The 25,884-nt window shown below is 41.0% G+C and carries 24 protein-coding genes; 10 read left to right on the forward strand and 14 right to left on the reverse strand.

The window, feature by feature from the left end; translation table 11 throughout:
- Window positions 1-127: 127 nt before the first annotated feature.
- Genes ACG59Z_RS14195 through ACG59Z_RS14205 form a run of 3 tightly spaced genes read right to left on the reverse strand, consistent with a single transcriptional unit; the run spans window position 128 to window position 2,653 of the window.
- Entirely contained in the window at window positions 128-766 is a 639-nt protein-coding gene (locus ACG59Z_RS14195) for a hypothetical protein (RefSeq protein ID WP_022575135.1), read from the reverse strand.
- 38 nt (window positions 767-804) lie between these two features.
- Window positions 805-1,212, reverse strand: a complete 408-nt coding sequence (locus ACG59Z_RS14200; RefSeq protein WP_006581179.1) for a DNA polymerase III subunit chi — start codon at window positions 1,210-1,212, stop codon at window positions 805-807.
- Complete coding sequence (locus ACG59Z_RS14205; RefSeq protein ID WP_396519957.1) at window positions 1,205-2,653, reverse strand: leucyl aminopeptidase; 1,449 nt, start codon at window positions 2,651-2,653, stop codon at window positions 1,205-1,207. The genes ACG59Z_RS14200 and ACG59Z_RS14205 overlap by 8 nt, the downstream gene beginning before the upstream one ends.
- 143 nt (window positions 2,654-2,796) lie before the next feature.
- On the opposite strand from ACG59Z_RS14205, the gene lptF reads away from it, so the two are divergent.
- The 4 genes from lptF (at window position 2,797) to ACG59Z_RS14225 (ending at window position 7,840) form a co-directional block, all read left to right on the forward strand.
- Window positions 2,797-3,897, forward strand: coding sequence for an LPS export ABC transporter permease LptF (gene lptF / locus ACG59Z_RS14210; RefSeq protein WP_205200467.1), 1,101 nt, complete (start codon window positions 2,797-2,799; stop codon window positions 3,895-3,897).
- A complete protein-coding gene (gene lptG, locus ACG59Z_RS14215) occupies window positions 3,897-4,967 on the forward strand; it encodes an LPS export ABC transporter permease LptG (protein ID WP_039249061.1) in 1,071 nt (356 codons plus the stop codon). Before lptF ends, lptG begins: the two co-directional genes overlap by 1 nt.
- A 125-nt stretch (window positions 4,968-5,092) precedes the next feature.
- The gene (gene gpmI, locus ACG59Z_RS14220; protein WP_002048914.1) at window positions 5,093-6,640 is read left to right on the forward strand and encodes a 2,3-bisphosphoglycerate-independent phosphoglycerate mutase; all 1,548 of its coding nucleotides are present in this window, start codon (window positions 5,093-5,095) and stop codon (window positions 6,638-6,640) included.
- Between the two features lie 15 nt (window positions 6,641-6,655).
- Window positions 6,656-7,840, forward strand: coding sequence for a S41 family peptidase (locus tag ACG59Z_RS14225; RefSeq protein ID WP_396519955.1), 1,185 nt, complete (start codon window positions 6,656-6,658; stop codon window positions 7,838-7,840).
- 3 nt (window positions 7,841-7,843) lie between these two features.
- On the opposite strand, the gene ACG59Z_RS14230 is transcribed toward ACG59Z_RS14225, so the two are convergent.
- The 3 genes from ACG59Z_RS14230 to ACG59Z_RS14240 are packed head-to-tail and all read right to left on the reverse strand — an operon-like array spanning window position 7,844 to window position 11,507.
- Window positions 7,844-9,268: a sigma-54-dependent transcriptional regulator gene (locus ACG59Z_RS14230; RefSeq protein ID WP_400199898.1), complete on the reverse strand. Its 1,425-nt coding sequence runs from the start codon at window positions 9,266-9,268 to the stop codon at window positions 7,844-7,846.
- A gap of 24 nt (window positions 9,269-9,292) precedes the next feature.
- A complete protein-coding gene (locus tag ACG59Z_RS14235) occupies window positions 9,293-10,861 on the reverse strand; it encodes a sensor histidine kinase (RefSeq protein ID WP_400199900.1) in 1,569 nt (522 codons plus the stop codon).
- Window positions 10,862-10,871: 10 nt separating this feature from the next.
- Window positions 10,872-11,507, reverse strand: coding sequence for a response regulator (locus ACG59Z_RS14240; protein WP_000633799.1), 636 nt, complete (start codon window positions 11,505-11,507; stop codon window positions 10,872-10,874).
- Between the two features lie 211 nt (window positions 11,508-11,718).
- Between ACG59Z_RS14240 and pbpG the strand changes: the two genes are divergently transcribed.
- Window positions 11,719-12,765 (forward strand): D-alanyl-D-alanine endopeptidase PBP7/8, encoded by a 1,047-nt coding sequence (gene pbpG / locus ACG59Z_RS14245; protein WP_311070215.1) that lies wholly within the window; start codon window positions 11,719-11,721, stop codon window positions 12,763-12,765.
- Between the two features lie 108 nt (window positions 12,766-12,873).
- Here the strand turns inward: pbpG and thrC are convergent, their stop codons facing one another.
- The 4 genes from thrC to xerD all read right to left on the reverse strand — a co-directional run bounded on the left by thrC (window position 12,874) and on the right by xerD (window position 17,497).
- Window positions 12,874-14,013 (reverse strand): threonine synthase, encoded by a 1,140-nt coding sequence (gene thrC, locus ACG59Z_RS14250; protein WP_077165241.1) that lies wholly within the window; start codon window positions 14,011-14,013, stop codon window positions 12,874-12,876.
- A gap of 55 nt (window positions 14,014-14,068) precedes the next feature.
- Window positions 14,069-15,370: a homoserine dehydrogenase gene (locus ACG59Z_RS14255; protein WP_263612743.1), complete on the reverse strand. Its 1,302-nt coding sequence runs from the start codon at window positions 15,368-15,370 to the stop codon at window positions 14,069-14,071.
- A gap of 244 nt (window positions 15,371-15,614) precedes the next feature.
- Window positions 15,615-16,430: a DsbC family protein gene (locus tag ACG59Z_RS14260; protein WP_311070214.1), complete on the reverse strand. Its 816-nt coding sequence runs from the start codon at window positions 16,428-16,430 to the stop codon at window positions 15,615-15,617.
- Between the two features lie 146 nt (window positions 16,431-16,576).
- Window positions 16,577-17,497 (reverse strand): site-specific tyrosine recombinase XerD, encoded by a 921-nt coding sequence (gene xerD / locus ACG59Z_RS14265; RefSeq protein ID WP_311086984.1) that lies wholly within the window; start codon window positions 17,495-17,497, stop codon window positions 16,577-16,579.
- A 143-nt stretch (window positions 17,498-17,640) separates the two neighbouring features.
- Between xerD and ACG59Z_RS14270 the strand changes: the two genes are divergently transcribed.
- From ACG59Z_RS14270 to ftsW, 5 genes are all read left to right on the forward strand, one after another.
- Entirely contained in the window at window positions 17,641-17,901 is a 261-nt protein-coding gene (locus ACG59Z_RS14270; protein WP_002053176.1) for a FeoA family protein, read from the forward strand.
- Window positions 17,898-19,754 (forward strand): ferrous iron transporter B, encoded by a 1,857-nt coding sequence (locus ACG59Z_RS14275; RefSeq protein WP_400199904.1) that lies wholly within the window; start codon window positions 17,898-17,900, stop codon window positions 19,752-19,754. Before ACG59Z_RS14270 ends, ACG59Z_RS14275 begins: the two co-directional genes overlap by 4 nt.
- 12 nt (window positions 19,755-19,766) lie before the next feature.
- On the forward strand, window positions 19,767-20,018 hold the full coding sequence (locus tag ACG59Z_RS14280) for a DUF6587 family protein (protein ID WP_400199906.1): 252 nt from the start codon (window positions 19,767-19,769) through the stop codon (window positions 20,016-20,018).
- A gap of 147 nt (window positions 20,019-20,165) precedes the next feature.
- Window positions 20,166-21,512 (forward strand): UDP-N-acetylmuramoyl-L-alanine--D-glutamate ligase, encoded by a 1,347-nt coding sequence (murD, locus tag ACG59Z_RS14285; protein ID WP_400199907.1) that lies wholly within the window; start codon window positions 20,166-20,168, stop codon window positions 21,510-21,512.
- 24 nt (window positions 21,513-21,536) lie between these two features.
- Window positions 21,537-22,733 (forward strand): putative lipid II flippase FtsW, encoded by a 1,197-nt coding sequence (ftsW, locus tag ACG59Z_RS14290; protein WP_191012483.1) that lies wholly within the window; start codon window positions 21,537-21,539, stop codon window positions 22,731-22,733.
- A gap of 48 nt (window positions 22,734-22,781) precedes the next feature.
- On the opposite strand, the gene gluQRS is transcribed toward ftsW, so the two are convergent.
- From gluQRS to ACG59Z_RS14310, 4 genes are all read right to left on the reverse strand, one after another.
- Window positions 22,782-23,678 carry a tRNA glutamyl-Q(34) synthetase GluQRS gene (gene gluQRS, locus ACG59Z_RS14295; protein ID WP_400199910.1) on the reverse strand — a complete coding sequence of 299 codons (897 nt, stop codon included), beginning with the start codon at window positions 23,676-23,678 and terminating at the stop codon, window positions 22,782-22,784.
- 1 nt (window position 23,679) lies between these two features.
- Window positions 23,680-24,216, reverse strand: coding sequence for an RNA polymerase-binding protein DksA (dksA, locus tag ACG59Z_RS14300; RefSeq protein ID WP_263612749.1), 537 nt, complete (start codon window positions 24,214-24,216; stop codon window positions 23,680-23,682).
- Between the two features lie 210 nt (window positions 24,217-24,426).
- Window positions 24,427-25,239, reverse strand: a complete 813-nt coding sequence (cpdA, locus tag ACG59Z_RS14305; protein ID WP_400199913.1) for a 3',5'-cyclic-AMP phosphodiesterase — start codon at window positions 25,237-25,239, stop codon at window positions 24,427-24,429.
- A 4-nt stretch (window positions 25,240-25,243) separates the two neighbouring features.
- On the reverse strand, window positions 25,244-25,870 hold the full coding sequence (locus ACG59Z_RS14310; protein ID WP_400199915.1) for an NUDIX domain-containing protein: 627 nt from the start codon (window positions 25,868-25,870) through the stop codon (window positions 25,244-25,246).
- Between the last annotated feature and the right edge of the window lie 14 nt (window positions 25,871-25,884).

Below are 25,884 nucleotides of genomic sequence, written 5' to 3' on the forward strand. Positions count from 1 at the left end.
TACCCTCATTAATTTTCATAAATAACCATGCGTTATTCTAATAATTATTTGAACTAAAAGAATATTATGCATGACCATTTTGTGACAATTAAATGTCATTTTGATGACAAAGAGGGTTTTACAAACTTTACTTTTCTATTTTTTCATCAGAAAACTTAGAATTCTTTAAAATGTACTCAATTTCTTCTTGAGCTGCCGAATTTAGCTTAGCTCGGAAAGCCGTTACAGATTGTTCAATTAAGCTCTCAGCTTCAAGTTCTAAACGAATGCGTAAACTTTCAAGCTCAGATAAGATTTGATCATCGGTAATACTAAGTTTTACGCCAGAAGAGTAGTTAACTGCTGGTGTTTCAGGATTTTTCTGATAACGCGCAGTTTGTTCTGCAACTTCTTGTTCTAGGTGACTGCGGAAAGCTTGTAGAGCTTCTGTTTGTTCACTAAATTTACGAACTTCGTCTGCTTGTAATTCAGCAGCATAAGCTGCTTCCATTGCGCGCTTATCTGCAAGAGACTTTTCTAAAGCAAGCTGACGACGAATACGTGCCTGTTCGATTAACTCTGCTTTTAAGTCAGCATAAGCTTGTTCAATGTTTTGCTGTGACTCTAGTTGGGCCTTCTCGTCATTGAGTACCCAAAGTTGAATAGGCGTCTGAGGCTCTAATAAATCACAAATACGTGCCAAATCCTGTTGATAGGCATGACGGACAGCTTCAGGCGCATTTAACCATCTTTTTTTAAAATCTTGCCCGACATTTAATGCCACCACAGTTCTCCTTTGTTCAACAGTATCTACATTTTAGCGCGTTATAATTTAAAGGTTCGAGGTTCTATACCTAAACGACGATACATTTTAAATTTTTCTCGGCCAATTTGCTTGGCTGCTTCATTATTTTCAACAATTTCTATAATGTGGCTAAAATGATTCACTTGTTCAAGTGCATGATTGTTAAAATTAAATACCAACCAGCCTTGTTCAGATGGTTGTTTAGCCGAAATACATACGGCGGCGTCTGCCTGATCAATCCCATGTGCAATGAAACTGGTCGGATCAAAGCTCCACAATTTTTCATCAAGTGTTTGTTGTAACTGTACATCTGGGCAATACCACCAGATGTTTGAATGCTTCAGCAAAATCTTCCGACATAAACGGCAAGCACTATCGACTTGCCGTTCTTCACTGGTTTCAAACAGATAAAAGCTAACTTTAGCCATTCGTATTTACACGGTTAGCCAAGAATTGCATAAGTAGTGGTACTGGACGGCCAGTCGCACCTTTTGCTGTACCTGATAACCAAGCTGTTCCTGCTACATCTAGGTGAGCCCAACGATAGTCACGAGTAAAACGCTCAAGGAAGCAGGCCGCTGTAATTGCACCACCATGTGGTCCACCAATGTTAGCGATGTCTGCAAAAGGTGAGTCCAATAGTTCTTGATAATCATCAATCACTGGCATGCGCCACACACGGTCAAATGACTGCTCACCTGCTTGTTGAAGCTCAGCTGCTAAGGCATCGTCAGGAGAGAATAAACCGCTTAGCACTTTACCTAATGCAACTACACAAGCACCAGTTAATGTTGCGATATCAACAACGACTGCCGGGTTGAAACGTTTGATATAGGTTAACGTATCGCAAAGAACCAAACGGCCTTCTGCATCCGTATTTAAAATTTCAACAGTTTGACCACTCATGGTCGTTACGATATCACCCGGACGAGTCGCTTTACCCGAAGGCATATTTTCTGCTGCTGCAATCGCGCCCACCACATGGATTGGAAGGCGTGCTTCACATAATGCACGGATTGTGCCGAGTACAGAGGCTGCTCCACACATATCGAATTTCATTTCATCCATGCCAAGGCCTGGTTTTAAAGAAATACCACCTGTATCAAAAGTAACGCCTTTACCGACAAGTACGACAGGGGCTTGTTCAAGCTGTGCTTGGTATTCAAGAGTAACAATACGACCTGGACGCTCAGATCCTTTGCTGACTGCAAGGAAAGCATACATGCCTAAGTCAGCCATTTGCTGCTCATTTAAGACAGTCACTTTGAGTAAATCAGGGAATTCGGCAGCTAAAGCTAAAGCCTGTTCAGCCAAATATTCAGGGAAACAGATATTACCTGGACGGTTTCCTAAGTCACGAGCAAAAGACTGACCAGATTGTACTGCGTGCACTAACGCAAGTTGATTTTCATCAAGACTGGTTTGTGGACTAATTAAATCAACTTGTTGTAACACAAATTCATTTTTTTTCGATTTAAACTCATCATAACCATAAGCTGCTTGAGTTAAGCTTAAGGCGAATAAATAATGGTATTCGACAGGTAATGCAGCAATATCAATTGCGATATGCTTAAATTTATTTTGTGTCGATTTGATAATGGTTTGTGCCAATTTAGCTAACTTAACTGCTTGAAGTTCAGCTGCTTTTCCTAAACCAAGTAGTTGGCTGTGAGGTTGAGTGCTAAGCTGACCAAATAATGGCAGTGTCTCATTGAAGTTAGCTTTATATTGAGTCGCCGTAAGAATACTTTCTAGGTTATTGATTTGATATGTATTGAGGTTGCTTTGTAGCTGTTCTGAATCAACTAAAACCCACAAAGATTCATTAGATGTTTGTTCAGGAAAAGTTGTATAAGTTGTAAATTTCATGGCTGCCGTGATTGCCTATAGAAAGTTATGTTGGATTAAAACATTGAAACACTTTCAAGCATAGCGTTGCAATGTGCGGTTTTATATTTTTAACATTCGGGTAAACTAGCGTTCGTCCCGTTTAGCCTTTTGGAAGTATTAATTTGATTATTCGGCGTTATCTCGTCAAGCAAGTTGTCTCTACCTCATTGGTGGTCATTGCATTATTGACCCTAATCATGATGGGTGGTCGTCTGATCAAATACTTTGGTGTGGCGGCACAGGGGCGTTTAGATGCAAGTATTTTATTTAGCATCATTGGATACCGTTTACCTGAATTTTTAACACTCATTTTACCACTGGGATTTTTTATTGGTTTAATGTTGGTGTTTGGTCGTTTATATGTTGACCATGAAATGGCTGTTTTGAATGGTAGTGGGGTAAGCCGTCATCAGTTAGCGCGTTTACTCATTCCAATGACACTGGTTTATATGGTTTGTCAGTCTGTACTTATGCTATGGATGACGCCGTGGGGACTACGTGAATTTGAAAAACTAACGACGACCCAAGCTGTACGGACAGGCTTTGACTTGGTTCGACCAAGAGAGTTTATTTCTTCAGGGCCTTATACGATTTATGCAGGCTCATTGTCGGAAGACCGTAAAAACCTCAAGGATATTTTCTTTTATCAACGTGCGACCAAAGAAGGCAAGCCAGATGTCATGATTTTGGCAAAAGAGGCAACACGTGTTGAGATGGCTAATGATACAGCCAATGTTGTCGATCTGGTTCAAGGTCGCCGTTATGAAATATATCCGGGACAACCTAAATATACGCAAGCAGAGTTCCAGTCTTATCGTCTGCGTTTAGAAAATGATAAAGACGTCAAATTTGAAAGTAGCGAAGTAGAAGCACTTCCAACTTCTAAGCTATTGGCTAAAACTAATGATCCAGTCATTAGAAGTGAATTGGGATGGCGTTTATTTGGTCCGTTTACCATTATTGTTGCCCTAATGATGTCGGTTGCATTGTCTGAGGTGAGTCCTCGACAAGGTCGTTATTATCGTCTTATTCCATCTATTTTTATTTTCGCGAGCCTGATTGTGCTTATGATTGCGATTAAGACTCGTATTAGTAAAGGTGAATTGGATATTTGGGCTTATCCAGCGGCTTTATTGGTTTATGCAATTGCAGCTGCCTTATTTTCACGTAAACAGAAATTAGGGCCGAAAATCAAGAAACAGATCAAGCGAGTGAAATTATAATGTTAGCACGTCGAATAGTCGCCAAATATGTGACGAAAACCACTGCGCTTGCAATGTTTGGTACCACCATTGTCTTATCTGTTTTGCAAGTCTTGTTTACCTATTTGGGTGAGTTGGGTGAGTTAAAGCCTGACTATAATGCATGGCAAGCTTTTATCTATGTATTATGGGGCGCTCCTCGTTATCTATACGAAATTTTGCCTATCTCGGCCTTAATTGGTGCTGTGATTGGGTTGGGTGCTTTAGCATCCAACAGTGAACTCATCGTGATGCGCTCAGTCGGGATTAGTTTATGGCGTATTGTAGGCTGGGTGATGCGTTCAGCTTTGCTACTCATTGTTTTATCTTTTGCGCTAAGCGAGTGGGTTGTTCCCTATACCAATGAGAAAGCACAAAGTATCAAAAGCCATCGTTCAGTAGCGGCTTTAGGCGAAGTGAAAGGCTATTGGTCGCGAGAAGGGCAGCGCTTTATTTATATTGATTATGCAAACTCGCAAGGGAATCTAAGAGATATTCAGGTTGTCGACTTTGATAAAGAATATCACTTGCAGTCAGTAATTAATGCAGAGCAAGGAAAGTTTATCAAAGATGGTCAATGGTCTTTGCAAAAAGCCAGCCAGACCGACATTCTTACAGATGGTAATTCAATACAAAATAACCATGATCAGCAGTCTTTAGGGTTGGCTTTACAACCTAAATATGTACACATGGTGACTTTAGACCCTGAAGACTTATCTCCAAGTCAGCTCATTAGTTTTATGCGCTATATGGAGGAATATAGCCAAGTTCCTAAAACTTACCAATTGGCTTTCTGGCAAAAAGTTGCCTCTCCATTTTCATTGATTACGCTTGTATTAGTGGCGTGTTCTTTTATTTTTGGTCCACTACGTCAACAGTCAATGGGTTTCCGTTTGGTGATCGCACTCTTTATTGGTTTAGGCTTCTATTACTTGCAAGATTTCTTGGGTTACGCAAGTTTGGTATATGCACCTTCTCCAGCTTGGTTTGTACTTGTACCTATTATTTTAATGTTTGGTGCCGGAAGTTACTTACTTTACCGTGCCCGCTAATTTGAAAGAATATGAATGGCTTTCTCAATGATCTGCATTGGTGAAAGCCATAGGAAAAAATAGAGTCTTCACCGAAAATTCGGTAAGATATTGCGATGAAATTGTAGACAAAAGAGAAATTGATTATGACGGATGCAACTGCTGGCAAGATCCCTCACGTTCTGGTCATTATGGACGGTGTTGGACACCGTGAAGCGATTGAAGATAATGCTTTTCTTGCAGCAAAAACCCCGAATTTAACTGCAATGAAAGCAAAGCATCCAAATAGTCTGATCTCTGGTTCTGGCGAAGATGTAGGTCTACCTGATGGACAAATGGGTAACTCCGAAGTTGGCCATATGAACCTTGGCGCTGGCCGTGTGTTGTACCAAGATTTTACCCGTATTACTAAAGACATTCGTACTGGCGACTTTTTCAAACATGAAGTGTTGATTGACGCTGTTGAAAAAGCAAAAGCGGCAGGTGGTGCAGTTCATATTATGGGCCTACTTTCTGAAGGTGGTGTTCATTCACACGAAGACCATATTGTGGCAATGTGTGAGCTTGCATTAAAACGTGGTGCAAAAGTTTACCTTCATGCATTCCTTGATGGTCGTGATACTCCTCCACGTAGTGCTCAACCTTCATTAGAAAAATTAGATGCTTTATTTGCTCAATATGAAGGCAAAGGGCGCATTGCAACCATGATTGGTCGCTACTTTGCAATGGACCGTGACAATCGTTGGGACCGTGTAGAACAGGCTTACCGTTTATTGACTGAAGGTGAAGCAGTTCGTACTGCAAATACTGCAGTTGAAGGTTTAGAGCTTGCCTATGCAGCTAATGAAAATGATGAGTTTGTAAAAGCAACTCGTATTGGTGATGTGGCCAAAGTTCAAGACGGCGATAGCGTTGTTTTCATGAACTTCCGTGCTGACCGTGCTCGTGAAATTACTCGTGCATTTGTCGAAAAAGACTTCGCTGGCTTTGAGCGTAAAGTTGTACCGAACCTTTCTAAATTTGTCATGCTGACGCGTTATCAGGCAAGTATTGATGCACCTGTGGCATATATGCCTGAAGAGTTGAAAAACTCACTTGGTGAATATTTATCTTCTCTTGGCAAAACACAATTACGTATTGCTGAAACAGAAAAATATGCTCATGTGACATTCTTCTTTAGTGGTGGTCGTGAAGATGAATACCCAGGTGAGAAGCGTATTCTAATTCCATCACCAAACGTTGCAACATATGACTTGAAGCCTGAAATGAGTGCTTATGAAGTAACTGATGAACTCGTTAAGGCAATTAACTCAGGTGAGTACGATTTACTTGTTGTGAACTTTGCCAATGGTGATATGGTAGGTCATACAGGCGTATTTGATGCTGCGGTTAAAGCCGTTGAAGCAGTTGATACATGTTTAGGTCGTGTATACGAAGCTGTGATGGCGAAAAAAGGCCACATGCTTATTACTGCTGACCATGGTAACGTTGAGCAAATGCAGGACTACGAAAGTGGTCAGGTTCATACTCAACATACAACAGAGCTTGTACCGTTTATTTATGTTGGTCCAACACAAGCGACTATTGCAGAAGGTGGTGTACTTGCAGATGTTGCACCGACCATCCTTAATCTAATGCAGATTCCTGTACCTGCGGAAATGCAAGGTCGTAATCTGATTACATTATCTGCATAAGCGATAGGTGACTAAATGCTGCAACACAATATATATAAAGCTTTTTTTGGTAGTGTATTGATGTGTTGCAGCCACCTCGCTCTTGCTGCTCCTGTTGTAAAAGAAAAATTATCGCCTCAGCATGCTGATTCACAAGAATCTGAAGAAAGTTATGCAGAAGTCCCTATTGAGTCGATTCAGCAGTTTGTACAAATTTACGGAATTGTTCGCGATAACTATGTCGATGAAAAGTCGGACGACGCTTTATTTTTACAAGCAATTAAAGGCCTTGTTAGTGGTCTAGACCGTTACTCCCGTTATTTGTCAGCTGAAGAATATCGTCAACTCATTCAATATACCGAAGGTGATCTTGCTTCGGTTGATTTCGCGTTAAGTCCAGAAGCACATATTCATAAATGGATGATTCGTGACCTGAAGGTGGGTTCAGACTCATATAAATTAGGCTTAAGAAATGGCCAAACTATTTTAAAGATCGACAATCAAGAGCTTAAGAATCTGACGCAAGATCAAGTATTTGGTTTGCTTTATGGATCGATAGGGTCAACACTTCAAGTACAGACAGAAGAGTCAAATACCCCAATCAGTTTGGTTCGTAATAAAAAGATTGAAACCGATATTGAACCTGTCATGTTACATAATCAGGTATTGGTCTTAAAAATTAGAGTATTCCAGCAAGATACTGCCAATGAGATTAAACGTTTAATTGAAGAAAATAGTTCTTCGCGTTTAAAAGCCGTATTAATTGATTTACGAAATAACCCAGGTGGGCTGTTATCTGCTGCTGTTGAGTCAGCCGATTTATTTTTAAATCATGGCATTATTGTTTCTACAAAAAGTCGTTCGGAAGGCAATCAGCAATTTCAGGCTTTACCCGGGAATGATTTTCAAAATATAAAAGTTGGTATTTTAATTAATCACCGATCTGCATCAGCAGCAGAAGTTTTTACTGCTGCAATGAAAGAGCATCAACGTGCTTGGGTCATTGGTGAGAAAAGTTATGGAAAGGGCGTTGTACAAAAGCTTTTCCCTTTACCAAGTGGGGCAGCCTTACAAATGACGGTCTCACATTACTACACACCGAACGGTAATATGATTGAAGGGCAAGGTATTCAGCCTAATCAGACCTATCCCTTACCTCCAGAAATGAAAGAAGAAGTTTATTTAGATCGTGTTGCCGATCTACTTCTAAAAAGGAAGTAAGCTTTATACTTCCTGTTCAGTTTCAGTATCTAATCCAAATTTCTTCAAACGATAGCGTAAAGAACGGAAAGTCATTCCTAGTTTTTTAGCTGCTAAGGTTCGATTCCAATGGGTCATATTGAGTGCATTGAGCAAGATATCTTTTTCAATACTTTCTAAATAACGCTCCAAGCCCTCAGTAGGCAATTTCTTTACAGTCTGTGGAGCAGCAGTTACCGGACTCGGTAAGCTTTGAGATGCCGATGTTATTGGATGAGGAATATTTGCTCTTAAAGGTGCAGGATGCAAATGTGGTATATCAATCTTGGCATCGTCGCTTAAGGTAATTGCTCGCTCAATCATATTTCTTAATTCGCGAACATTGCCCGGAAAGTGCTGCTGTAACAAGTAAGTTTCAGCTGCTTCGGTTAATTGCTTAGGTGGGGTTTCCCACTCCATACAAATTTTCTGAATAAAGTGATTTGCAAGTAACAAGACATCTTCACCACGTTCACGTAGAGGCGGTAACATCAGGTCCATAACGTGGATACGGAAGAATAAATCCTGACGGAATTTGCCTTGTCTAACCAATAAATCTAAGTCTTGATGACTCGCACTAATTACTCGAAAATCAACATCAATTTCCTGATCGGAACCGACAGGACGAATCTTTTTCTCTTGTACTGCACGGAGTAGTTTAACCTGCATACTTAATGGTAATTCGGCAATTTCATCTAAAAACAAACTACCGCCATGAGCCGATAAAATTAGGCCTTGTTTGTCTTGCGTGGCACCGGTAAAGCTCCCTTTTTTATGCCCAAACAGCTCACTTTCCATGAGTTCGGTTGGAATAGCGCCGCAGTTAATCGCAATAAAAGGACCTTCACTACGGTTACTCAGTCGATGAACTAGGTTAGCAACGACTTCTTTACCTGTTCCAGACTCACCCGTAACAAATACCGGTGCTTGAGAGCGAGCAATTTTTTTAATTGCGATGCGTAATTGTTGAATAGGTAGAGAACGACCGATTAATAATTTGTTTTCTAAAGCACTCTCGGCAAAATCATGCTCTGCTTTTTGCCGATTCAAGGCTTTCTGTAATAACTGATCTAGATGTACTTGGTTGATGGGTTTGCTTACAAAATCAAAAGCACCTGCTTTTAATGCTGCAATTGCAATATCCATATTGCCGTAGGCAGTTAAAACCGCAATGGGTGTGTTGGTGTAATTTTGAGAGACATGTTTGACTAAATCTAACCCACTTCCATCGGGTAGGTTTAAATCGGTTAAACATGCATCGTAATGAAACTGTGTGAAGAGTTGTTTGGCCTGTTCAACCCGATAAGCAAGATGTGTTTTAATCCCCATTCGTGCAAGTGTCATTTGCATTAAAAGGCACAAATCTTCTTCATCGTCTACAAGCAAAACGAGTGGTTGCTGTTCTGCCATTTCCCCAAAAACCTAATAAAAAAATCAATATATTATTGGGCATTCTATTCTGAAGCATGCCCCTTGTTTTTGCTCTACATAGGTGAGCTTTGCATGGTTTGCCTCACAAAAACTATGAGACAAGTATAATCCTAAACCAGTTCCATTAATTTCGGTACTAAAAAATGGTTTAAATAATTGAGATATATCACGTTTTGAAACACCTTCACCGTAATCGATCACATCAATATAAATTTTATTTGTTTGTGAATGAATGTCGATCATGACATTCGGTGAGTCGGGGGCATTGTGCCGTAGAGCATTTCGCACCAGATTGATCATGACTTGTCTTAATTGTTTTTCGTCAAATAAAAATTTTAAAGAGCGATCAGAAATTTTGAGCTGAATAGAATGCTTAACGTCAGATAAATCTTCATCGAGTAATGTATTTATAAAGTAGTTTAAGTCAATCTGAATGGGGTGTGTTCTTTCACTACGAGCAAGTCCTAAGGTGTCTTGAACAATACTATCAATGCGTTTGGTCTGTTTGCCAATCATATGGCGTAAAGTATTTTGTTGTTCTGGGTCGCTGTCTTTAAGTAGCTCATTTGCTTGAACAATTGCAGCAAGGGGATTGCGAATTTCATGCGCAATACTTGCTGAGAGTTGCCCTAAAGCGGCAAGTTTGAGCTGCTGTGCTTGCTGATTAATTTGCTGGGCATCTTGTAAAATAAGCAGTGTTAGCGCTTGTTGCGGAACTAAAAGATGCTGCACTTTAATGTTAATAGAATAGGCTGATAGCCGAGACTCAAAAATAAATCGGTCACCTTCTTGTAAGTCACCAAACTTCAATATTTCAAATAAATCAGCATGCCATTTAGCCAAAGGATATTTTTCATTGGCAAACTGGGGAGGAATGCCAAGCAGTGAGCAAGCGGCCGGATTACTGACAACGATGTCGTAGTTTTCATCTAAAACTAAATAGCCTTCTTCAATTTGTTCTAAAATATAACGGTTAATATTTTGTAATTGATAAAGTTCTATTGATTGGTGAAAGGTGAGTGCTTCAAGTAATTTAAAACGCTGCACGGCAATTTGCCCAATACCATGCACCACAAAAAATAAGAAGGCCAGTAGGGCGCTGTTACCGATCGTGTTTAGATTATTGTAGTCGAACAAACTACCCACGAAGCGCTGGTAAATAACCGCAATGATCGCAAGTAAGGTAATGATCAAAGACATTCTTGCGCTGAGCAAAATTGCCGAGGTAAAGATTGCAATTACATAAAGTAGACTAAGCTGTAAATTTGGTTCGCCAACAGAAAAAGTCAGTAAACTCAAACAAATAACATCGATAATAAAAAATAAAGCAAGCTGGCGTGTTGCCTGAGTCGCAACCAATTTAAAGCATAACAACTGGACAAGGCTTAAGAGCGAATAGCCGAGTAGTGCGTAAGAATATAAAGCAGGGTGCTGCAAGCTATTGTCGGTTTGCGCATTGGTTGAAACCAAAATAATAGTCAGGCTAACCGCAATAATAAGACGGTATAAACCATACCAAGTGCCCAAACGAAAAATCGTATGGGACAGGGATGAATTTAAAGGAGAGTGCATGTAAGTCTGATTAGGGTTTGATCAGACCGTAACGAATCGCAAGATGTGTGAGTTTTACATCACTATCAATTCCTAACTTTTCAAAAATACGATAACGGTAAGTATTTACAGTTTTCACACTCACAAAAAGTTTATCGGCAATTTCTTGTGCGCTAATACAGTTGACGACCATCATTGCAACTTGCATTTCCCGCTCCGATAAAGAATCAAAAGGGGATTGTTGAGTATCGGATAAATAAGAGCTTGCTAGCTGCTCGGCAATATCGGCACTAAAATATTTACCGCCCTGCATGACTTTATTAATTGCTCGTACCATCTCGGCAATTGGCGCACCCTTGGTGATATAGCCTTTTGCACCAGCTTTTAGCAATAAAGATGGGTAGGGTTCTTCTGCAAGGCCACTTACAGCAATGACTTTGGTCTCTGGGGCTGTTTGTAATAAACGACGAGTTGTTTCTACACCACCGATGCCCGGCATGTTGACATCAAGTAGTACGACTTGCGGATGTTGCTGGCGAACGATAGCAATTGCTTCTTCCCCAGATTCGGCTTGTCCAATTACCTCAACATCTGCATGATCTTCTAACATACGGCAAATACCCGTACGTACCAGTTCATGGTCATCGACAACTAAAACTGTAATCAAGAAGACCTCCTTTCTTTCAAAAAACAAGTTTTTTGTTACATAAAGCAAAATAAGCTTGCAATGGAATGACAAAATTAGCAATCCTATTCTTCTATAGTGAGCGAATAGTTGTGCACAATTGTGTCGGTAAAGCTTTATACCTTATATCCCAAATGTAAGGCATAATGATAGTAAGCGCAAATGTGTGTCACCCTGAGTCGAGTATTGTGCCGTGAAAAATTCTAAAAAGTCTTTAATGCATGTGCTAAGCATGTCAATTTTGCTTAGTTTGAGTTCAACAAGCTTTGCAGAACTCGTCAATAACCCGTCCTCAGGGAGTACTGGTACTGCAAGTTTAAATTGGTCAGCAGCGGATGCTAGTCAACTTTTAAATGATGAAGATGATGAGCCGACGCCGCAAGGTTCAACTTCCGTAACTACAACTTTGCGTGGCGGTAATGCGCCAAAAGTTATTAGCTCTACACCTAGAGTTGCTCCAATCCGTGATACTGGGGGTTATAACGCCCAGCCGAGTGTCAGTGCACGTGCTGCACTTGTGATGGATGCACAAACAGGTGAGGTCCTTTATAGTAAAAATACCAACGCATCGGTACCGATTGCGTCTATTACCAAATTAATGACAGCAGTTGTAACGGCAGATGCGCGTTTAAACATGTCAGAAGAAATTACACTTGAGCAAATCGATTTTGCTGGTGCAAATGGTAAAAACTCAAGCTCAACCTTACGTGTTGGCGACAAGATGAACCGTGCAGAAGTTCTTCTGTTTGCTTTAATGAAGTCTGAAAACCCAGCAGCGGCAGCTTTAGCGCGTACTTATCCGGGTGGTCGTCCTGCATTCGTAGCAGCGATGAATGCGAAAGCACGTTCTTTGGGTATGAGTGCAACTCATTATTATGAATCAACTGGTTTAGACCCACGCAATGTTTCTTCTGCGCGTGATTTAGGGATTTTGGCGAGTACAGCATCTCAGTATGGTTTGATCCGTCAATTCTCGACAACACCAACCTATGACTTTAATTTAGGTTACCGTGTTCTTAAGTCAAACAACACCAATGCTTTAGTGCGTAATGGTGGTTGGAATATCAACTTATCTAAGACTGGTTATATTAATGAAGCAGGCCGCTGTGTTGTGATGCACACGACTGTAAACTCACGTCCAGCAGTGATTGTATTGCTTGGTGAGCCAAGTACACAGGCGCGTAATAACGATGCAACTAACTTATTAGGTTGGTTGAGTAATTTGCCAAAACGTATTTAAGTTCAATATTTTAAAAACGCTTCTACTAAGAAGCGTTTTTTTATAGCATTTAAAAAAGCATAAAAAAACGGCTGTATTAAACAGCCGTTTTTTATAAAAACTCAGATCTTACATATTAGATAAAATCGAATCTTTTACTTGGTCCATTGTTGCATCAATTGACAACATCACTGCATCAGCACATTGTTTGATTGCAGTGTCAGGATCTTTCAAGCCATTACCAGTTACTGTACATACGATGACAGAACCTTCTGCAATTTTACCTGCTTTAATGTCACGGATTGCACCGCCGATAGAAGCAGCAGATGCAGGCTCAACAAATACGCCTTCATACATAGAAAGTAAGCGTTGAGCTTCTAAAATCTCGCTGTCTTGAAGTTCATCAAACCAGCCTTTAGAGTCACGTACTACAGCTTTTGCATGGTTCCAGCTTTGTGGGTTACCAATACGGATTGCAGTTGCAACTGTTTCAGGATTTTCAACTGGAGCACCACGTAAGAATGGAGCTGCGCCAGAAGCTTGGTAACCTACCATTGTTGGTAAGCCTTCTGGTTTAGGACCAGTGAATTGATCAGTCGCAGCATCATAAACAACTTGTTCGAACTGATCAGCAGGTTGGTTTGCTACAGCTTCTGTATAACCCATCCAGTGAGCGGTGATGTTACCTGCATTACCTACTGGTAAGCAGTGATAATCAGGTGCACGGCCTAAAGCTTCAACGATTTCATAAGCAATGGTTTTTTGACCTTGCAAACGGTAAGGGTTGATTGAGTTTACAATCGTTACAGGAGCTTGATCAGCCACTTCTTTTACTAGACGCATACCATCATCGAAGTTACCACGGATTTGCATAGTGATCGCACCATACATCATGGCTTGAGCCATTTTACCCATCGCAATTTTGCCTTCTGGAATCAAAACAAATGCTTTGATACCAGCACGCGCAGCGTATGCGGCAGCAGCAGCAGAAGTGTTACCCGTAGATGCACAGATAATCGCTTTAGAACCTTCTTCAACTGCTTTGGTTACAGCCATGGTCATACCACGGTCTTTAAATGAACCAGTCGGGTTTAAGCCCTCATATTTCACATAAATTTCAACGTCTTTGCCAATAATACGTGGAATATTCTCAAGTTTAATGAGAGGGGTGTTGCCTTCACCCAAAGAGATAGCACGAGTAGTTGCCGAAACTGGCAAACGGTCACGATAACGATCTACAAGACCAGTATAACGATTGGCATTAGACATGATGGTGTTCCAATTATGAGGTGAAGCGGGAGAGGGAATCTTTCCCTCAACCTGATTAACTATCGAGCGATTCTAAACGAATTCTTACGATTTCGCCACGAATTGCAGGTAATGCTTGAATTTGCGCAAGAGCGTCATCCATTTTTGATTCAACGATTGGATCGGTCAAAATTACGATTGGAATGAGGTCTTTTAAGCGTGATTGTTGCATGATGGCATCAATACTGATTCCGGCACGGCTTAAGATGGTCGTTACATCTGCAAGTACACCAGTCTGATCTTCAGCATTTAAGCGGATGTAATAACCTGTGGTCATTTCTTCACGGCTTAAAATTGGCATATTTGTTAATGCTTCAAAAGCAAGTTGAGGAATTGTACCTGCGCCATCTTCTGTATATGAGATGTCACGAACAATATCAATCACATCGGCAACAACTGCAGAAGCTGTTGGGCCTGCACCAGCACCAGCGCCGTAGTACAGCGTTGGACCAACTGCATTTGCCTGAACTAAAACAGCATTTTTAACACCGTTTACGTTAGCAATAAGTTGCTCATCTGGAATAAGTGTTGGGTGAACACGTAATTCAATACCATGTTCAGCACGACGGGCAATACCTAAATGTTTAATGCGGAAGCCAAGCTCTTCGGCATACTTCACATCTTGTGCAGTAATTTTGCTGATACCTTCGGTATAAACTTTATCGAATTGAAGAGGGATACCAAAAGCACAAGACGCTAAAATTGTAAGCTTGTGTGCAGCATCAATACCCTCAACGTCAAAAGTTGGGTCTGCTTCTGCATAACCGAGTTCTTGAGCTTCTTTTAATACATCATCAAATGCACGACCTTTCTCACGCATTTCAGTGAGAATAAAGTTACCTGTACCATTGATAATGCCTGCAAGCCACTCGATATGGTTTGCAGCAAGGCCTTCACGGATTACTTTAATAATTGGAATACCGCCAGCTACTGCTGCTTCATAAGCAATTTGCACAGCATTGTCTTCAGCTGCTTTAAATAGTTCATTGCCATGTTCAGCGAGTAACGCTTTGTTTGCAGTAACAACTTGCTTACCGTGTTTGATTGCTTCCATGATGACTTCGTAAGCAGGGTGAATACCACCCATCACTTCTACAACCACATCTACATCGGGTTGACGAACGATATCAAGTAAGTCTGCGCTTTGTTTAATCCCTTCTAATTCAAGATCTGGACGAGGGCGGCGTGTTCCAACGTGGGTAATTTGAATTTCTCGACCGGTGCGACGTTTAATTTCAGCGGCATTTTCTTGTAATAGTTTAAGGGCTCCTCCACCTACGGTTCCTAAACCGAGTATTGCCAGGCGAACTGGTTTCACGTCACACTCCATATCATCATTTAATCATTTAGTTGAAGCTAGATCATAGCTAAAAAAAACGCCAGACTCTAGCGCTTTTCGTGCCTGTTCAATCAATTAGAGTGCGATGTTCGGAAAAGCAGAGTAGATCAGTCTTTAAACACTGATAGAAAAAGTATTAATTATTGGAAAAACAAAGCGCTGCGATAAGAGCAGCGCTTTGTTGAAGAGATAGCTGATTAATCATTCATCAGCTTAATGGATGTTATTTATCCAGTTTTTTAACCAATTCATCTGGTGTTAAGTAGCCACCCAAGTACTCGCCATCAACATTATAGATTGCAGGAGTACCATTTACGCCCATGTTTAAACCAAGTTGATATTGTTCGCGAACAGGGTTTTTACATTGCGCAGGTGGAATACTAACGCCTTGTACAGCTTGGTTAAATGCAGCTTTACGGTCTGCACTACACCAAACGGCTTCCATGGTTGGCATGAATTGTTCGCCACGTGGCCAAGCAATGTAACGAACCTCAATACCCTTTTCATTAATTTCAGGTATGTGCTCATGTAGTTTATGGCAATAAGGACAGCTTGCATCGGTAAACACATAAATCACATGTTTAGCCTTACCACCCTTGGCTGGGTAAACAATCAAATCTTCATTTTTTAAAGCAGCAAGGTGCTTTTTATTTTCTGAAGCTTGCAGGTTATCGCCAATATTATGTAGCTCTTTACCGCCTAAACGGATGACATCACCTTGAATAAGGTATTTACCATCACTAGTTGTATAAATCGACGTCATGCCTTCGAGATTTACCCAATATAAATTAGGAACTTCAGTAGGCTTAATGTCTAAAATTTTGGCGTTGATATTTGCATTCTTAAATTGTTTTTGCAAAGTTTCAATTAAACGCTGTTTAGCATTACGTTCAATAATAGTTGAAGCTTCCCCAGTAGCAGGTGCGGTCGCTGTGAGCGCATCTTCTTTTTGTGGTTTGTTTTCTTTAGAACAAGCACTGAACAACAAGCTAGAAGCCAAAGCACAGGCAAGAAAAATTTGAGATCGGGTAAAGGACATAGATAACCCTTATTTCATCAGTATTTATAGTCAGAAGCTGCTAAGCATAACAAAAAATCTAGTATGTATTGTTAAAACTTTCTTAACCTTTGTGAACGAAATCAAACGATTGTTTGATGAGTTTCAAATAATTCGTTTAAAAATTTTTAACCTCTAGGGTGATGTTTTTCATGTAATTGTTGCATTCTGACTTGTGCTACATGGGTATAGATTTGGGTGGTAGATAAGTCACTATGACCCAGTAACATTTGTACTACGCGTAAATCGGCGCCATGATTAAGTAGATGCGTTGCAAAGGCATGGCGTAAGGTATGAGGCGACAGCTCAGCCTGAATATTGGCTTGTAAGGCGTAACGTTTAATCGCATACCAAAAGTTCTGACGGCTCATGATTCCGCCATGTTGGGTTAAAAAGAGATAGTCAGTAGAGCTTTTATAGAGTTGAGGCCGAGCATCCTGCAAGTAGCGCTCTACCCAGTCACAAGCATATTGCCCTAAAGGCACCAAACGTTCTTTATTACCTTTGCCTGTAATACGTAAATAACCTTGTTTTAAATTGATCAGCTCTAAGCGTAAGTTGATTAACTCAGAAACACGTAAACCACAAGCGTAAAGGACTTCAAACATTGCCCGGTCACGTAAGCCTAAGGCTGTGGTAATGTCAGGTGCTTGAATAAGTGCTTCGACGTCTTCTTCTGATAAATCTTTCGGTAAAGCTCGGCCAATTTTGGGTGAGTGATGAGTCGCTACAGGATTATCGCTTCGTAATTTTTGTTCACGTAGAAACTTATAAAACTGACGTAAGGCAGATAAACAACGTGCAATTGAGCGTGGACTTTTTCCTATTTTGGTAAGTTCAATCAGCACATCAGAAATGTCGTCGCTCGACCATTTCGGCAAACTATTTTTTTTATGAAGTTCACTGCATTGAATAAGGTCAGATAAATAGGCATTTCGCGTATGCGGACTCACTGTTTGTGCAACTAAATAGTCGCGAAAACCTTGTAAAAAGCTCAAATGTTCAGGAATTTGAACAGGGCTTGGAATACGCGGTTTTTTATTTATCATAAACAATATCCTCTAAACCACTGTACTTTAAAAGAAACTTTAAGATTTGTCGATTAAAGTAGGTGAGAATTGAAATCTAACCTTATTTGGTAATTATTCTCATTTATATGTATACTAGAAGAAAAGGTTTAGGATCGGATGCGGTGCGTTTATCAGCGTTGAAAGTGAAGCAAGCGGCTACCATCACCAAAGTAGATCGGATGACACAAACGTCCGAGCAACAAGATTTGGTCGCAATTCGTTTGGAAAGCTTGGGCTTTGTACCAGGTACTCGAGTGGAAGTGATTACCAAGGGTATTTTTGGTGGTGATCCGATCTTAATCCAAATTGGCTTTACTCGTTTCGCTTTACGTAAGGCGGAAGCGGAAAAAATCGAGATTCAGTTAGAAGGAGTACCCGCATGAGTGATGCGCTACGTATTGCCCTTGTGGGAAACCCGAACTGCGGTAAAACTTCTCTGTTTAACCATCTAACTGGAACAAGACAAAAAGTTGCTAACTATGCGGGCGTAACTGTAGAGCGTAAAGTCGGTAACTTTCAGTTACCTTCAGGTCGTGCAGTTCGTGTACTGGATTTGCCAGGTACCTATAGTTTGCAGGCAACCAGTCCAGATGAAGAAATTACCCGTGATGTCTGCCAAGGCAAAATTGCCGAAGAGGGACAGCAAGATGCTTTTTTATGTATTGTCGATGCGACCAACTTAAAACTGCACTTGGGTTTGGTGCTTGAAATTATTGAATTAGGTCGTCCAGTTCTGGTTGTGTTGAACATGATGGATGAAGCGCGTCGTCGTGGTATCCAGATCAATACGCAGAAACTCTCTGAGCGTTTAGGTGTTCCTGTTGTTGAAACAGTTGCCGTACGTAACTCAGGCATTGAAAACTTATTGCATGCGCTTGACCAAGAGAAATATACCGTACCGCACACTGAACTGAGTGGTTTAAGTGGTGGGCATCATCAGAAAATCGAAATGATTTTTAAAGATGTGGTCAATTTTGTTGATCATGATGATAAGCGTACTGATTTTCTGGATCGAATTTTCTTGCATCCTGTGTTGGGTTTACTCAGCTTGGCAGTGATGATGTTTATTGTCTTTCAGGCGGTATTTGCTTGGGCTGAACCCTTTAAAGCTGCAATTGAAGACGGCGTAATCCCATGGTTAGGTGAATGGTTAAATGGAGCTATTCATCAGCCTGTGCTACGCAGTTTAGTGGTAGATGGTGTTCTGGCGGGAGCGGGTACAGTATTGGCATTCTTGCCACAAATTTTGATTCTTTTCTTCTTTATTCTGGTGCTCGAAGAATCAGGCTATTTACCGCGTGCTGCGTTCTTGCTCGATAAATTAATGTTTAAAGCTGGCTTGAGTGGCCGTTCTTTTATTCCATTATTGTCGAGTTTTGCCTGTGCGATTCCCGGCATTATGGCAACCCGAAGTATCAGTGATTCGCGTGATCGTTTTACCACGATCATGGTTGCACCTCTTATGACATGTTCGGCACGTTTGCCTGTCTATGCCTTGTTAATTGGTGCATTTATTCCAAGTCAAACTGTTTTAGGGATCTTTAACTTACAAGGTCTGGTGCTGTTTGGTTTATACATGGCGGGTATTTTAAGTGCGCTTTGTGTTGCCTTTGTGATGAAGTTCTTGCGTAAAGACAAATCACAACATGCCTTATTAATGGAGCTGCCAAGCTATCGTTTTCCTGACCCAAAAAGTATTGCTATTGGGTTGATGGAACGCGCAAAGATTTTCTTGCGTCGTGTAGGTGGGATTATTGTTGCATTAACCATTATTCTTTGGTTCTTGTGTACTTTCCCTCAAGCACCAGAAGGTGCAACGCTACCGGCAATTGATTATAGCTTTGCGGGTATGGCGGGACACTTTATTCAGCCTTTATTTGCACCGCTTGGCTTTAACTGGCAAATCGTGGTGGCTTTAATTCCTGCGATGGCTGCTCGTGAAGTTGTGGTCGCAGCATTAGGTACGGTATATGCGTTGTCTGGTGCTGATGATAATGCTGTTGCACAAGGGCTTGCCCATTTGATTAGTGCAAATGGCACAGGCTGGTCACTGGCTACAGGCTTGTCTTTATTGGTCTGGTTTGTTTATGCACCACATTGTTTAGCAACTTTGGCAACGGTACGCCGTGAAACAGGTTCATGGAAACATGTGGCAGTCATGACAGCTTATCTATTTGGTTTGGCTTATCTCATGTCATTTTTAACTTACCAAATTGCATCACGCATTTGGGGTTAATAGGAGGCGCTTATGTTTGATTACCTTATTGTTGCTGTATTGGTGTTGTGGAGTGCCATTGTTGTCTTTAAAAAGGTATTTCCTCAAACTTCCGCTTCAGTATTTCTTGCCCTATCAACTCAGTGTCAACGGTTGGGCTGGCAGCGTTTGGCGACATGGCTGAAGCCTAAACAAGTTGCTGGTTGTGGCGGCAATTGTGGTTGTTCTAGGGATGATGCTCCTGCACAAAAGTCCGCTCCAGTACAAACGGTGAAGTGGCGTTAATTTTTCTGTATAAAAAGCCATCGAATGATGGCTTTTTTACGCACTGACACAAAAAAAGTAGAATAAAAGTCAAACTGAAAAAGTATTCAAAACAGCAAAGTGCTAACATTTTTGCCATTCTGTCGATTGATAAATTGTGGGGCAAAAATGTTAATACAACGTGGTGGGTTAAAAGTTGTAGCAGGCTTGGGTATATCAGGTGTTTCTGCTGTAAATTTCCTGCATGAACAAGGCTACCAAGTTGCAGTAACGGATTCTCGCCCCACACCTCCCGGTCATGATCAAATTCCTGCAGATGTGAAGACCAGTTTTGGTCAACTCGACCAAGAATTATTACTACAAGCAGAAGAAATTATTTTAAGCCCGGGCCTTGCACCACAATTACCAGAGATTCAGGCCGCTATTGCTCAGGGTATTTCTGTAGTAGGGGATATTCAGTTACTTCGCCGTGCAACTGATGTGCCGATTGTTGCGATTACAGGCTCTAATGCGAAGAGTACGGTTACTACTTTAATGGGCTTAATGGCGAAAGATGCAGGTAAGAAAGTTGCCGTTGGTGGCAATCTTGGTCGCCCAGCTCTAGATTTATTAAAAGATCAACCAGAGTTATTGGTACTTGAGTTATCAAGTTTTCAGTTAGAAACCACATCTCACTTAAATGCTGAGGTGGCTGTGGTATTGAACATGAGTGAAGATCACTTGGATCGTCATGGCAACATGTTGGGTTATCACCAAGCAAAACACCGTATTTTCCAAGGTGTTAAAAAAGTTGTATTTAACCGTGATGATGCTTTGAGCCGTCCTCTAGTACCTGATACAACTCCAATGCAAAGCTTTGGTCTAAATGCACCTGACTTAAATCAGTACGGCGTTTTAAGAGATGCTGACGGTACACTTTGGCTTGCTCGTGGCTTGCAGCGTTTAATTAAAAGCTCAGACTTATATATTCAAGGTATGCATAACGTAGCCAATGCTTTAGCGTGTTTAGCATTAGGTGAAGCAATTGGTTTACCTATGGACTCTATGCTTGAAACTTTAAAACACTTTAAAGGTTTAGAGCATCGCTGTGAGTATGTAAAGACTGTGCATGATGTACGTTATTACAATGACTCTAAAGGAACTAATGTTGGGGCGACCCTTGCAGCAATTGATGGTTTAGGTGCTGCGATTGAAGTGAAAAAAGGTAAAGTTGCCCTAATTTTAGGTGGGCAGGGTAAAGGTCAAGACTTTGCTCCTTTACGTTCTTCTATCGAAAAGTATGCCAAAGTTGTGGTATTGATTGGTGAAGATGCTCCTGTCATCGAGCAAGCCATTCAAGGTGCAACAAAAATTTTACATGCAGCAACGCTTAAAGAAGCTGTAGAGCTGTGTCAACGAGAAACACAAGCTGAAGATGTGGTATTGCTATCACCAGCATGTGCAAGTTTTGATATGTTTAAAAGTTATAATGACCGTGGTCAGCAATTTGTTGCCTGCGTCAATTCGTTGGTTTAAAGAAAATATGATTAGGAATGTAGTATGGCAGGCTTAGCTCAGACCACAATCCAGAAAATCAATCATTGGTATGAACGGATATTGCCGAAATGGCCAACGGAAGTGACGCCACGTAATGTCTTGATTTTCTGTGTCGTTGCATTGTTATGTATCGGTTCGGTGATGGTAGCATCTGCTTCGATGCCTTATGCAGAATATATGCATGAGAACCCGTTTCACTATGTCATCCGCCATGCAATTTCTATTGCGGTTGCTGGGGTAGTGGCGTATTTGACCTACCGAATCTCACTCAATACATGGTTTAAAAACACTTTCCCGCTGTGGTTGTTAACTATGGTGCTGTTACTTGCTGCTCTGGCGGTGGGTTCGGAAGTCAATGGTTCTACTCGTTGGATTAAAATCGGTGGTTTTACCTTGCAGCCTACAGAAGTTGCCAAGGTCATGATGGCAATCTTTACAGCAGACTACGTGGTACGCCGTGCCAAAGAAGTACGTACGCACTGGAAAGGTTTACTGCGTTTAAGTGGTGTGATGGCAATTACGGTCGGTTTGATTATTGCCGAGCCTGACTTGGGTGCTACGATCGTTATCGTCATGATGATGGTTGGGGTGTTCTTTTTAGCAGGTGCGCCGCCAACACAGTTCTTGATTATGCTTGGTGCGATTGTCACGGGTATTGTGTTTTTGATCTTATTTGAGCCTTACCGTTTCCAACGTTTGATTTCGTTTACTGACCCTTGGGCAGATCCATTAGGTGTGGGTTATCAGTTATCAAATGCACTCATGGCTTTTGGCCGTGGTGAATGGTTTGGAACAGGTTTAGGGCATAGTGTTCAAAAGCTATCTTATTTACCAGAAGCGCATACTGACTTTATGTTGGCTGTGTTAGGCGAAGAGTTTGGCTTCTTTGGTATTTCGATTGTCATTGGCTTGTCTTTCTTGATGTTGGCTTGTTGTATCAAAATTGGTCACCGTGCTTTGAAACATCATTATCTTCGCGCAGGCTATTTGGCTTACGGTATTAGTATTATTTTCTTACTCCAAATTTTGGTAAATGCGGGTATGAATATGGGCTTAATGCCAACCAAAGGTTTAACTCTGCCATTTATTAGTTATGGTGGTACGTCTTTAATGATGTGTGCAGCTATGATTAGCTTGATCTTAAAGATTGATGCATCAACTCAAGAAGTGAACCCTGAAAGAGAAGAATCAAACTTCTAAAGTATTTCAGTTGTTATAAAAAGCCCGATATCAAATCGGGCTTTTTATTTATAGATATATTCCGCCAAGCTCTTGTCCGTGAGGAATTAAATCTACATTCCACTGAGCTACAGCTTGCTTGAGCATCAGTCTAGGCTGATCTAAATCAACGTTTGGTTGGCCTAGTGCTTGTATGGCTTGTTGTAGTAATTGAGGAGCTTTAGTTAAATCGAGTGCTTGAGCAAGATTTTGTTTAGAAAGCTTTTGTCCTTGATCATTCATAGCGAGTGGGAGGTGCATATAGCTGAGTTTAGGATAACCAAGGAGCTGACCCAGCCAGATTTGACGTTCGGTGTTATCTAAGAGGTCTGCGCCGCGAACAACGTGTGTAATACCTTGTAGATAATCATCTACAACTACAGCAAGTTGGTAGTTAATAATGCCGTCGCGGCGTTTAAGAACAAAGTCTCCAAGGTCGTATTGCAGATTGGAGCAATGACGTCCTTGTAGGCGGTCATCGAAACAGATTTGCTGATCTTGTACTTTTACCCGAATCGCTTGACCGTGGAAATCAAGATTCAGATCACGGCAGGTACCTGCATAGATTGCATTTGAACCGAGCATTTTACGGGTGCACTGACAAGCATAAACCAGACCCTCTTTTTTAAGTTGGTCTAATACACTTTCATAAATGTCTAGGCGGTCTTTCTGAAAGATAATCTCGGCATCTGGATCGAACTGAAAAGCTTCAAGTGATGCGAGTATATGGTCTTCACTACCGGGGTAGATGCGGGGAATGTCGGTGTCTTCAACACGAACTACCCATCGCCCTTGATGAGCTCTGGCATCACAATAGCTGGCAACAGCTGTAATGAGTGATCCGAAATGTAAAGGGCCGGTTGGCGAGGGCGCAAACCGGCCTGAATACGAAAAGCTGGGCTTTTCTTGAGTAGCTACAGCGGTCATATTAACCGTTATTTTGCTTCTCTTTAATTTCTGCCAAAGTTTTGCAGTCGATACATAACGTTGCAGTTGGACGTGCTTCTAAACGACGTAAACCGATTTCGATACCACAAGTTTCACAGAAACCGTAGTCTTCATTTTTAATCGCTTCCATAGATTGTTCGATTTTACGAATTAATTTACGCTCACGGTCACGTGTACGTAATTCAATTGCAAATTCTTCTTCTTGGGTAGCACGGTCATTTACGTCTGGCAATGCAGTTGATTCGTCTTGCATCGTATTTAAAGTACGATCAACTTCAGACATTAATTCAGCTTTCCATGCTTGCAGAATTTGTCGGAAATGCTCGAGCTGTCCTTCAGACATGTACTCTTCATTTTTCTTAGGTTGATAAGGTGCAATACCAAATAAACTTGCAGTTGTGCCTACGTCAGAAGTTTTAGGTTTCACTTTACGTGCACGTTTTGCAGAAGCTTTATCACCTTCTACTACAACTTCTGTATGTTCATCCAAAACTTGGTTGTGGTTGTCATTCGCCATAATAGGGCATTCCTCATCATACACGTATTATCTATACGCAAAAAATATGGTGATATGCAAGTGTTTTTATAGAAAACCATCGATGGATTTTTCCATCGGGTCGTCATCATATAGATTTTTCCTGCAAGATGATAGTCATTCCGACCCGTAAATATTTTCAAAACGTGTTTGCACTAGTCATAATTCTATATAAGCATATAAAAAATAGGGCTAATAGCCTGAAATATCAGTATTTATACGGGTTTTAAAATTTTCAAGTCGAAACACTTTTGTTTCAAAACTACCATCGTTATTCAGACGAATGTAACGATAACCCGGTGCATTTTGATCGAGTGCAAAATCATTACTAAACGGCTTAAACTGTACACTTGTGGAAGGTGTCGAGAAAAATTCGATGCCTTGCCAAATATTAAGAGAGTCTTGATGGACGTGTCCGCAAACTAAAGCTTTTACATTTTTAAATGGGCTTAACGTATCAAGAAGAACATTCGAGTTTTGAAGCTTATGGTGATCAATCCATTTTGATTTCATTGCAAATGGATGGTGATGACAAGCCAGTAAAACTGGATGATCTGCAAATTCCTCAAGTAGATTTGCTAAATTTTCTAATTGCTCCGAAGACAAATGACCATCCACTTTTCCCTTTACCGCGCTATTAAGCATAATCACCCGCCAGTTGCCTAAACCGACAACCACAGGTTCCTGATGGTTTTCGTTATGCAATGGAAAGTGGTCAACATTGTCATGATTGCCGAGAGTCTGGAAAAATGGCAGGCCCAAGGTTTGCATAAAGTTGAGGTAACGTTTGTAAGTAACAGGTGTTGGTGCTTGCGCGAGGTCTCCAGTATGAATAATCGCATCAGCTTCGGGATGTTGTTTTAATATCTGTTGAATAATGGCATGGAAACTTTCTTCAGGATTCATCCCCACAAATTCTAGCTGTGGATACTCCAATAAATGTGTATCGGTAATTTGTATGATGACATGATTTTTTTGTGAAAGTGTTGAGACTTGAAAAGTCACCGTCCTACCTCTTCGGATTTATTATCGTTTTGCTGTGTTGAGCCAGCCATTGTAATGCCATAATAACAGGGGCATTTCTTAAACGTCCGCTGTCGAGTAGTGTTTGAATTTCACTATAACTAAACAAATGCAGCTGAATATTTTCACCCTCATCATCTACTCCAAAAACACCGCCTTCAGCGGGTAAATTGGTTTCGGCAACATACAGATGAAATAGCTCTGAACATGCGCCTGCTGATGGATAAAAACTAAATAGATGTTCTAAATCCTGAACTTCACAACCTGATTCTTCAAGGCTCTCGCGTCGAATGCAACTTTCTGGTGACTCATTGCCATCTAACACACCCGCGATAATTTCGAGTTGCCACGGCGATTGAGAGTCGTCTAAAGCACCAACACGAAACTGTTCAATCAGGGCAAATTGTTGTTTTTGATCATTGTAGAGTAGTACTCCAGCCGCTTCAGGCCGATGTACAAGTTCGCGCTGCAATACAGGAGTATATTCAGATTGATTAAATAGACGATGTCGAAGGCTGACTTTTTCAACTTGAATAAAACCACGGAACAGAGATTCACGTGATGTTACTTCGACATCTTTAGATGTATAACTTGGACGCTCGACAATACTCATGATTCGATCAGGAC

Source organism: Acinetobacter sp. ABJ_C1_1 (genome assembly GCF_044684115.1).
Taxonomy (GTDB): Bacteria; Pseudomonadota; Gammaproteobacteria; order Pseudomonadales; family Moraxellaceae; genus Acinetobacter; species Acinetobacter nosocomialis_A.

What these genes read in the sequence shown, in the direction of transcription:
- ACG59Z_RS14310 (WP_400199915.1), bottom strand. Translation starts at nt 25,870, where the DNA reads ATGAGTATTGTCGAGCGTCCAAGTTATACATCTAAAGATGTCGAAGTA.
- ACG59Z_RS14205 (WP_396519957.1), bottom strand. Translation starts at nt 2,653, where the DNA reads ATGAAATTTACAACTTATACAACTTTTCCTGAACAAACATCTAATGAA.
- ACG59Z_RS14260 (WP_311070214.1), bottom strand. Translation starts at nt 16,430, where the DNA reads ATGTCCTTTACCCGATCTCAAATTTTTCTTGCCTGTGCTTTGGCTTCT.
- gpmI (WP_002048914.1), top strand. Translation starts at nt 5,093, where the DNA reads ATGACGGATGCAACTGCTGGCAAGATCCCTCACGTTCTGGTCATTATG.
- ACG59Z_RS14275 (WP_400199904.1), top strand. Translation starts at nt 17,898, where the DNA reads ATGAGTGATGCGCTACGTATTGCCCTTGTGGGAAACCCGAACTGCGGT.
- murD (WP_400199907.1), top strand. Translation starts at nt 20,166, where the DNA reads ATGTTAATACAACGTGGTGGGTTAAAAGTTGTAGCAGGCTTGGGTATA.
- ACG59Z_RS14280 (WP_400199906.1), top strand. Translation starts at nt 19,767, where the DNA reads ATGTTTGATTACCTTATTGTTGCTGTATTGGTGTTGTGGAGTGCCATT.
- thrC (WP_077165241.1), bottom strand. Translation starts at nt 14,013, where the DNA reads ATGTCTAATGCCAATCGTTATACTGGTCTTGTAGATCGTTATCGTGAC.
- ftsW (WP_191012483.1), top strand. Translation starts at nt 21,537, where the DNA reads ATGGCAGGCTTAGCTCAGACCACAATCCAGAAAATCAATCATTGGTAT.
- ACG59Z_RS14235 (WP_400199900.1), bottom strand. Translation starts at nt 10,861, where the DNA reads ATGCACTCTCCTTTAAATTCATCCCTGTCCCATACGATTTTTCGTTTG.
- dksA (WP_263612749.1), bottom strand. Translation starts at nt 24,216, where the DNA reads ATGGCGAATGACAACCACAACCAAGTTTTGGATGAACATACAGAAGTT.
- ACG59Z_RS14200 (WP_006581179.1), bottom strand. Translation starts at nt 1,212, where the DNA reads ATGGCTAAAGTTAGCTTTTATCTGTTTGAAACCAGTGAAGAACGGCAA.
- gluQRS (WP_400199910.1), bottom strand. Translation starts at nt 23,678, where the DNA reads ATGACCGCTGTAGCTACTCAAGAAAAGCCCAGCTTTTCGTATTCAGGC.
- ACG59Z_RS14225 (WP_396519955.1), top strand. Translation starts at nt 6,656, where the DNA reads ATGCTGCAACACAATATATATAAAGCTTTTTTTGGTAGTGTATTGATG.
- xerD (WP_311086984.1), bottom strand. Translation starts at nt 17,497, where the DNA reads ATGATAAATAAAAAACCGCGTATTCCAAGCCCTGTTCAAATTCCTGAA.
- lptG (WP_039249061.1), top strand. Translation starts at nt 3,897, where the DNA reads ATGTTAGCACGTCGAATAGTCGCCAAATATGTGACGAAAACCACTGCG.
- ACG59Z_RS14230 (WP_400199898.1), bottom strand. Translation starts at nt 9,268, where the DNA reads ATGGCAGAACAGCAACCACTCGTTTTGCTTGTAGACGATGAAGAAGAT.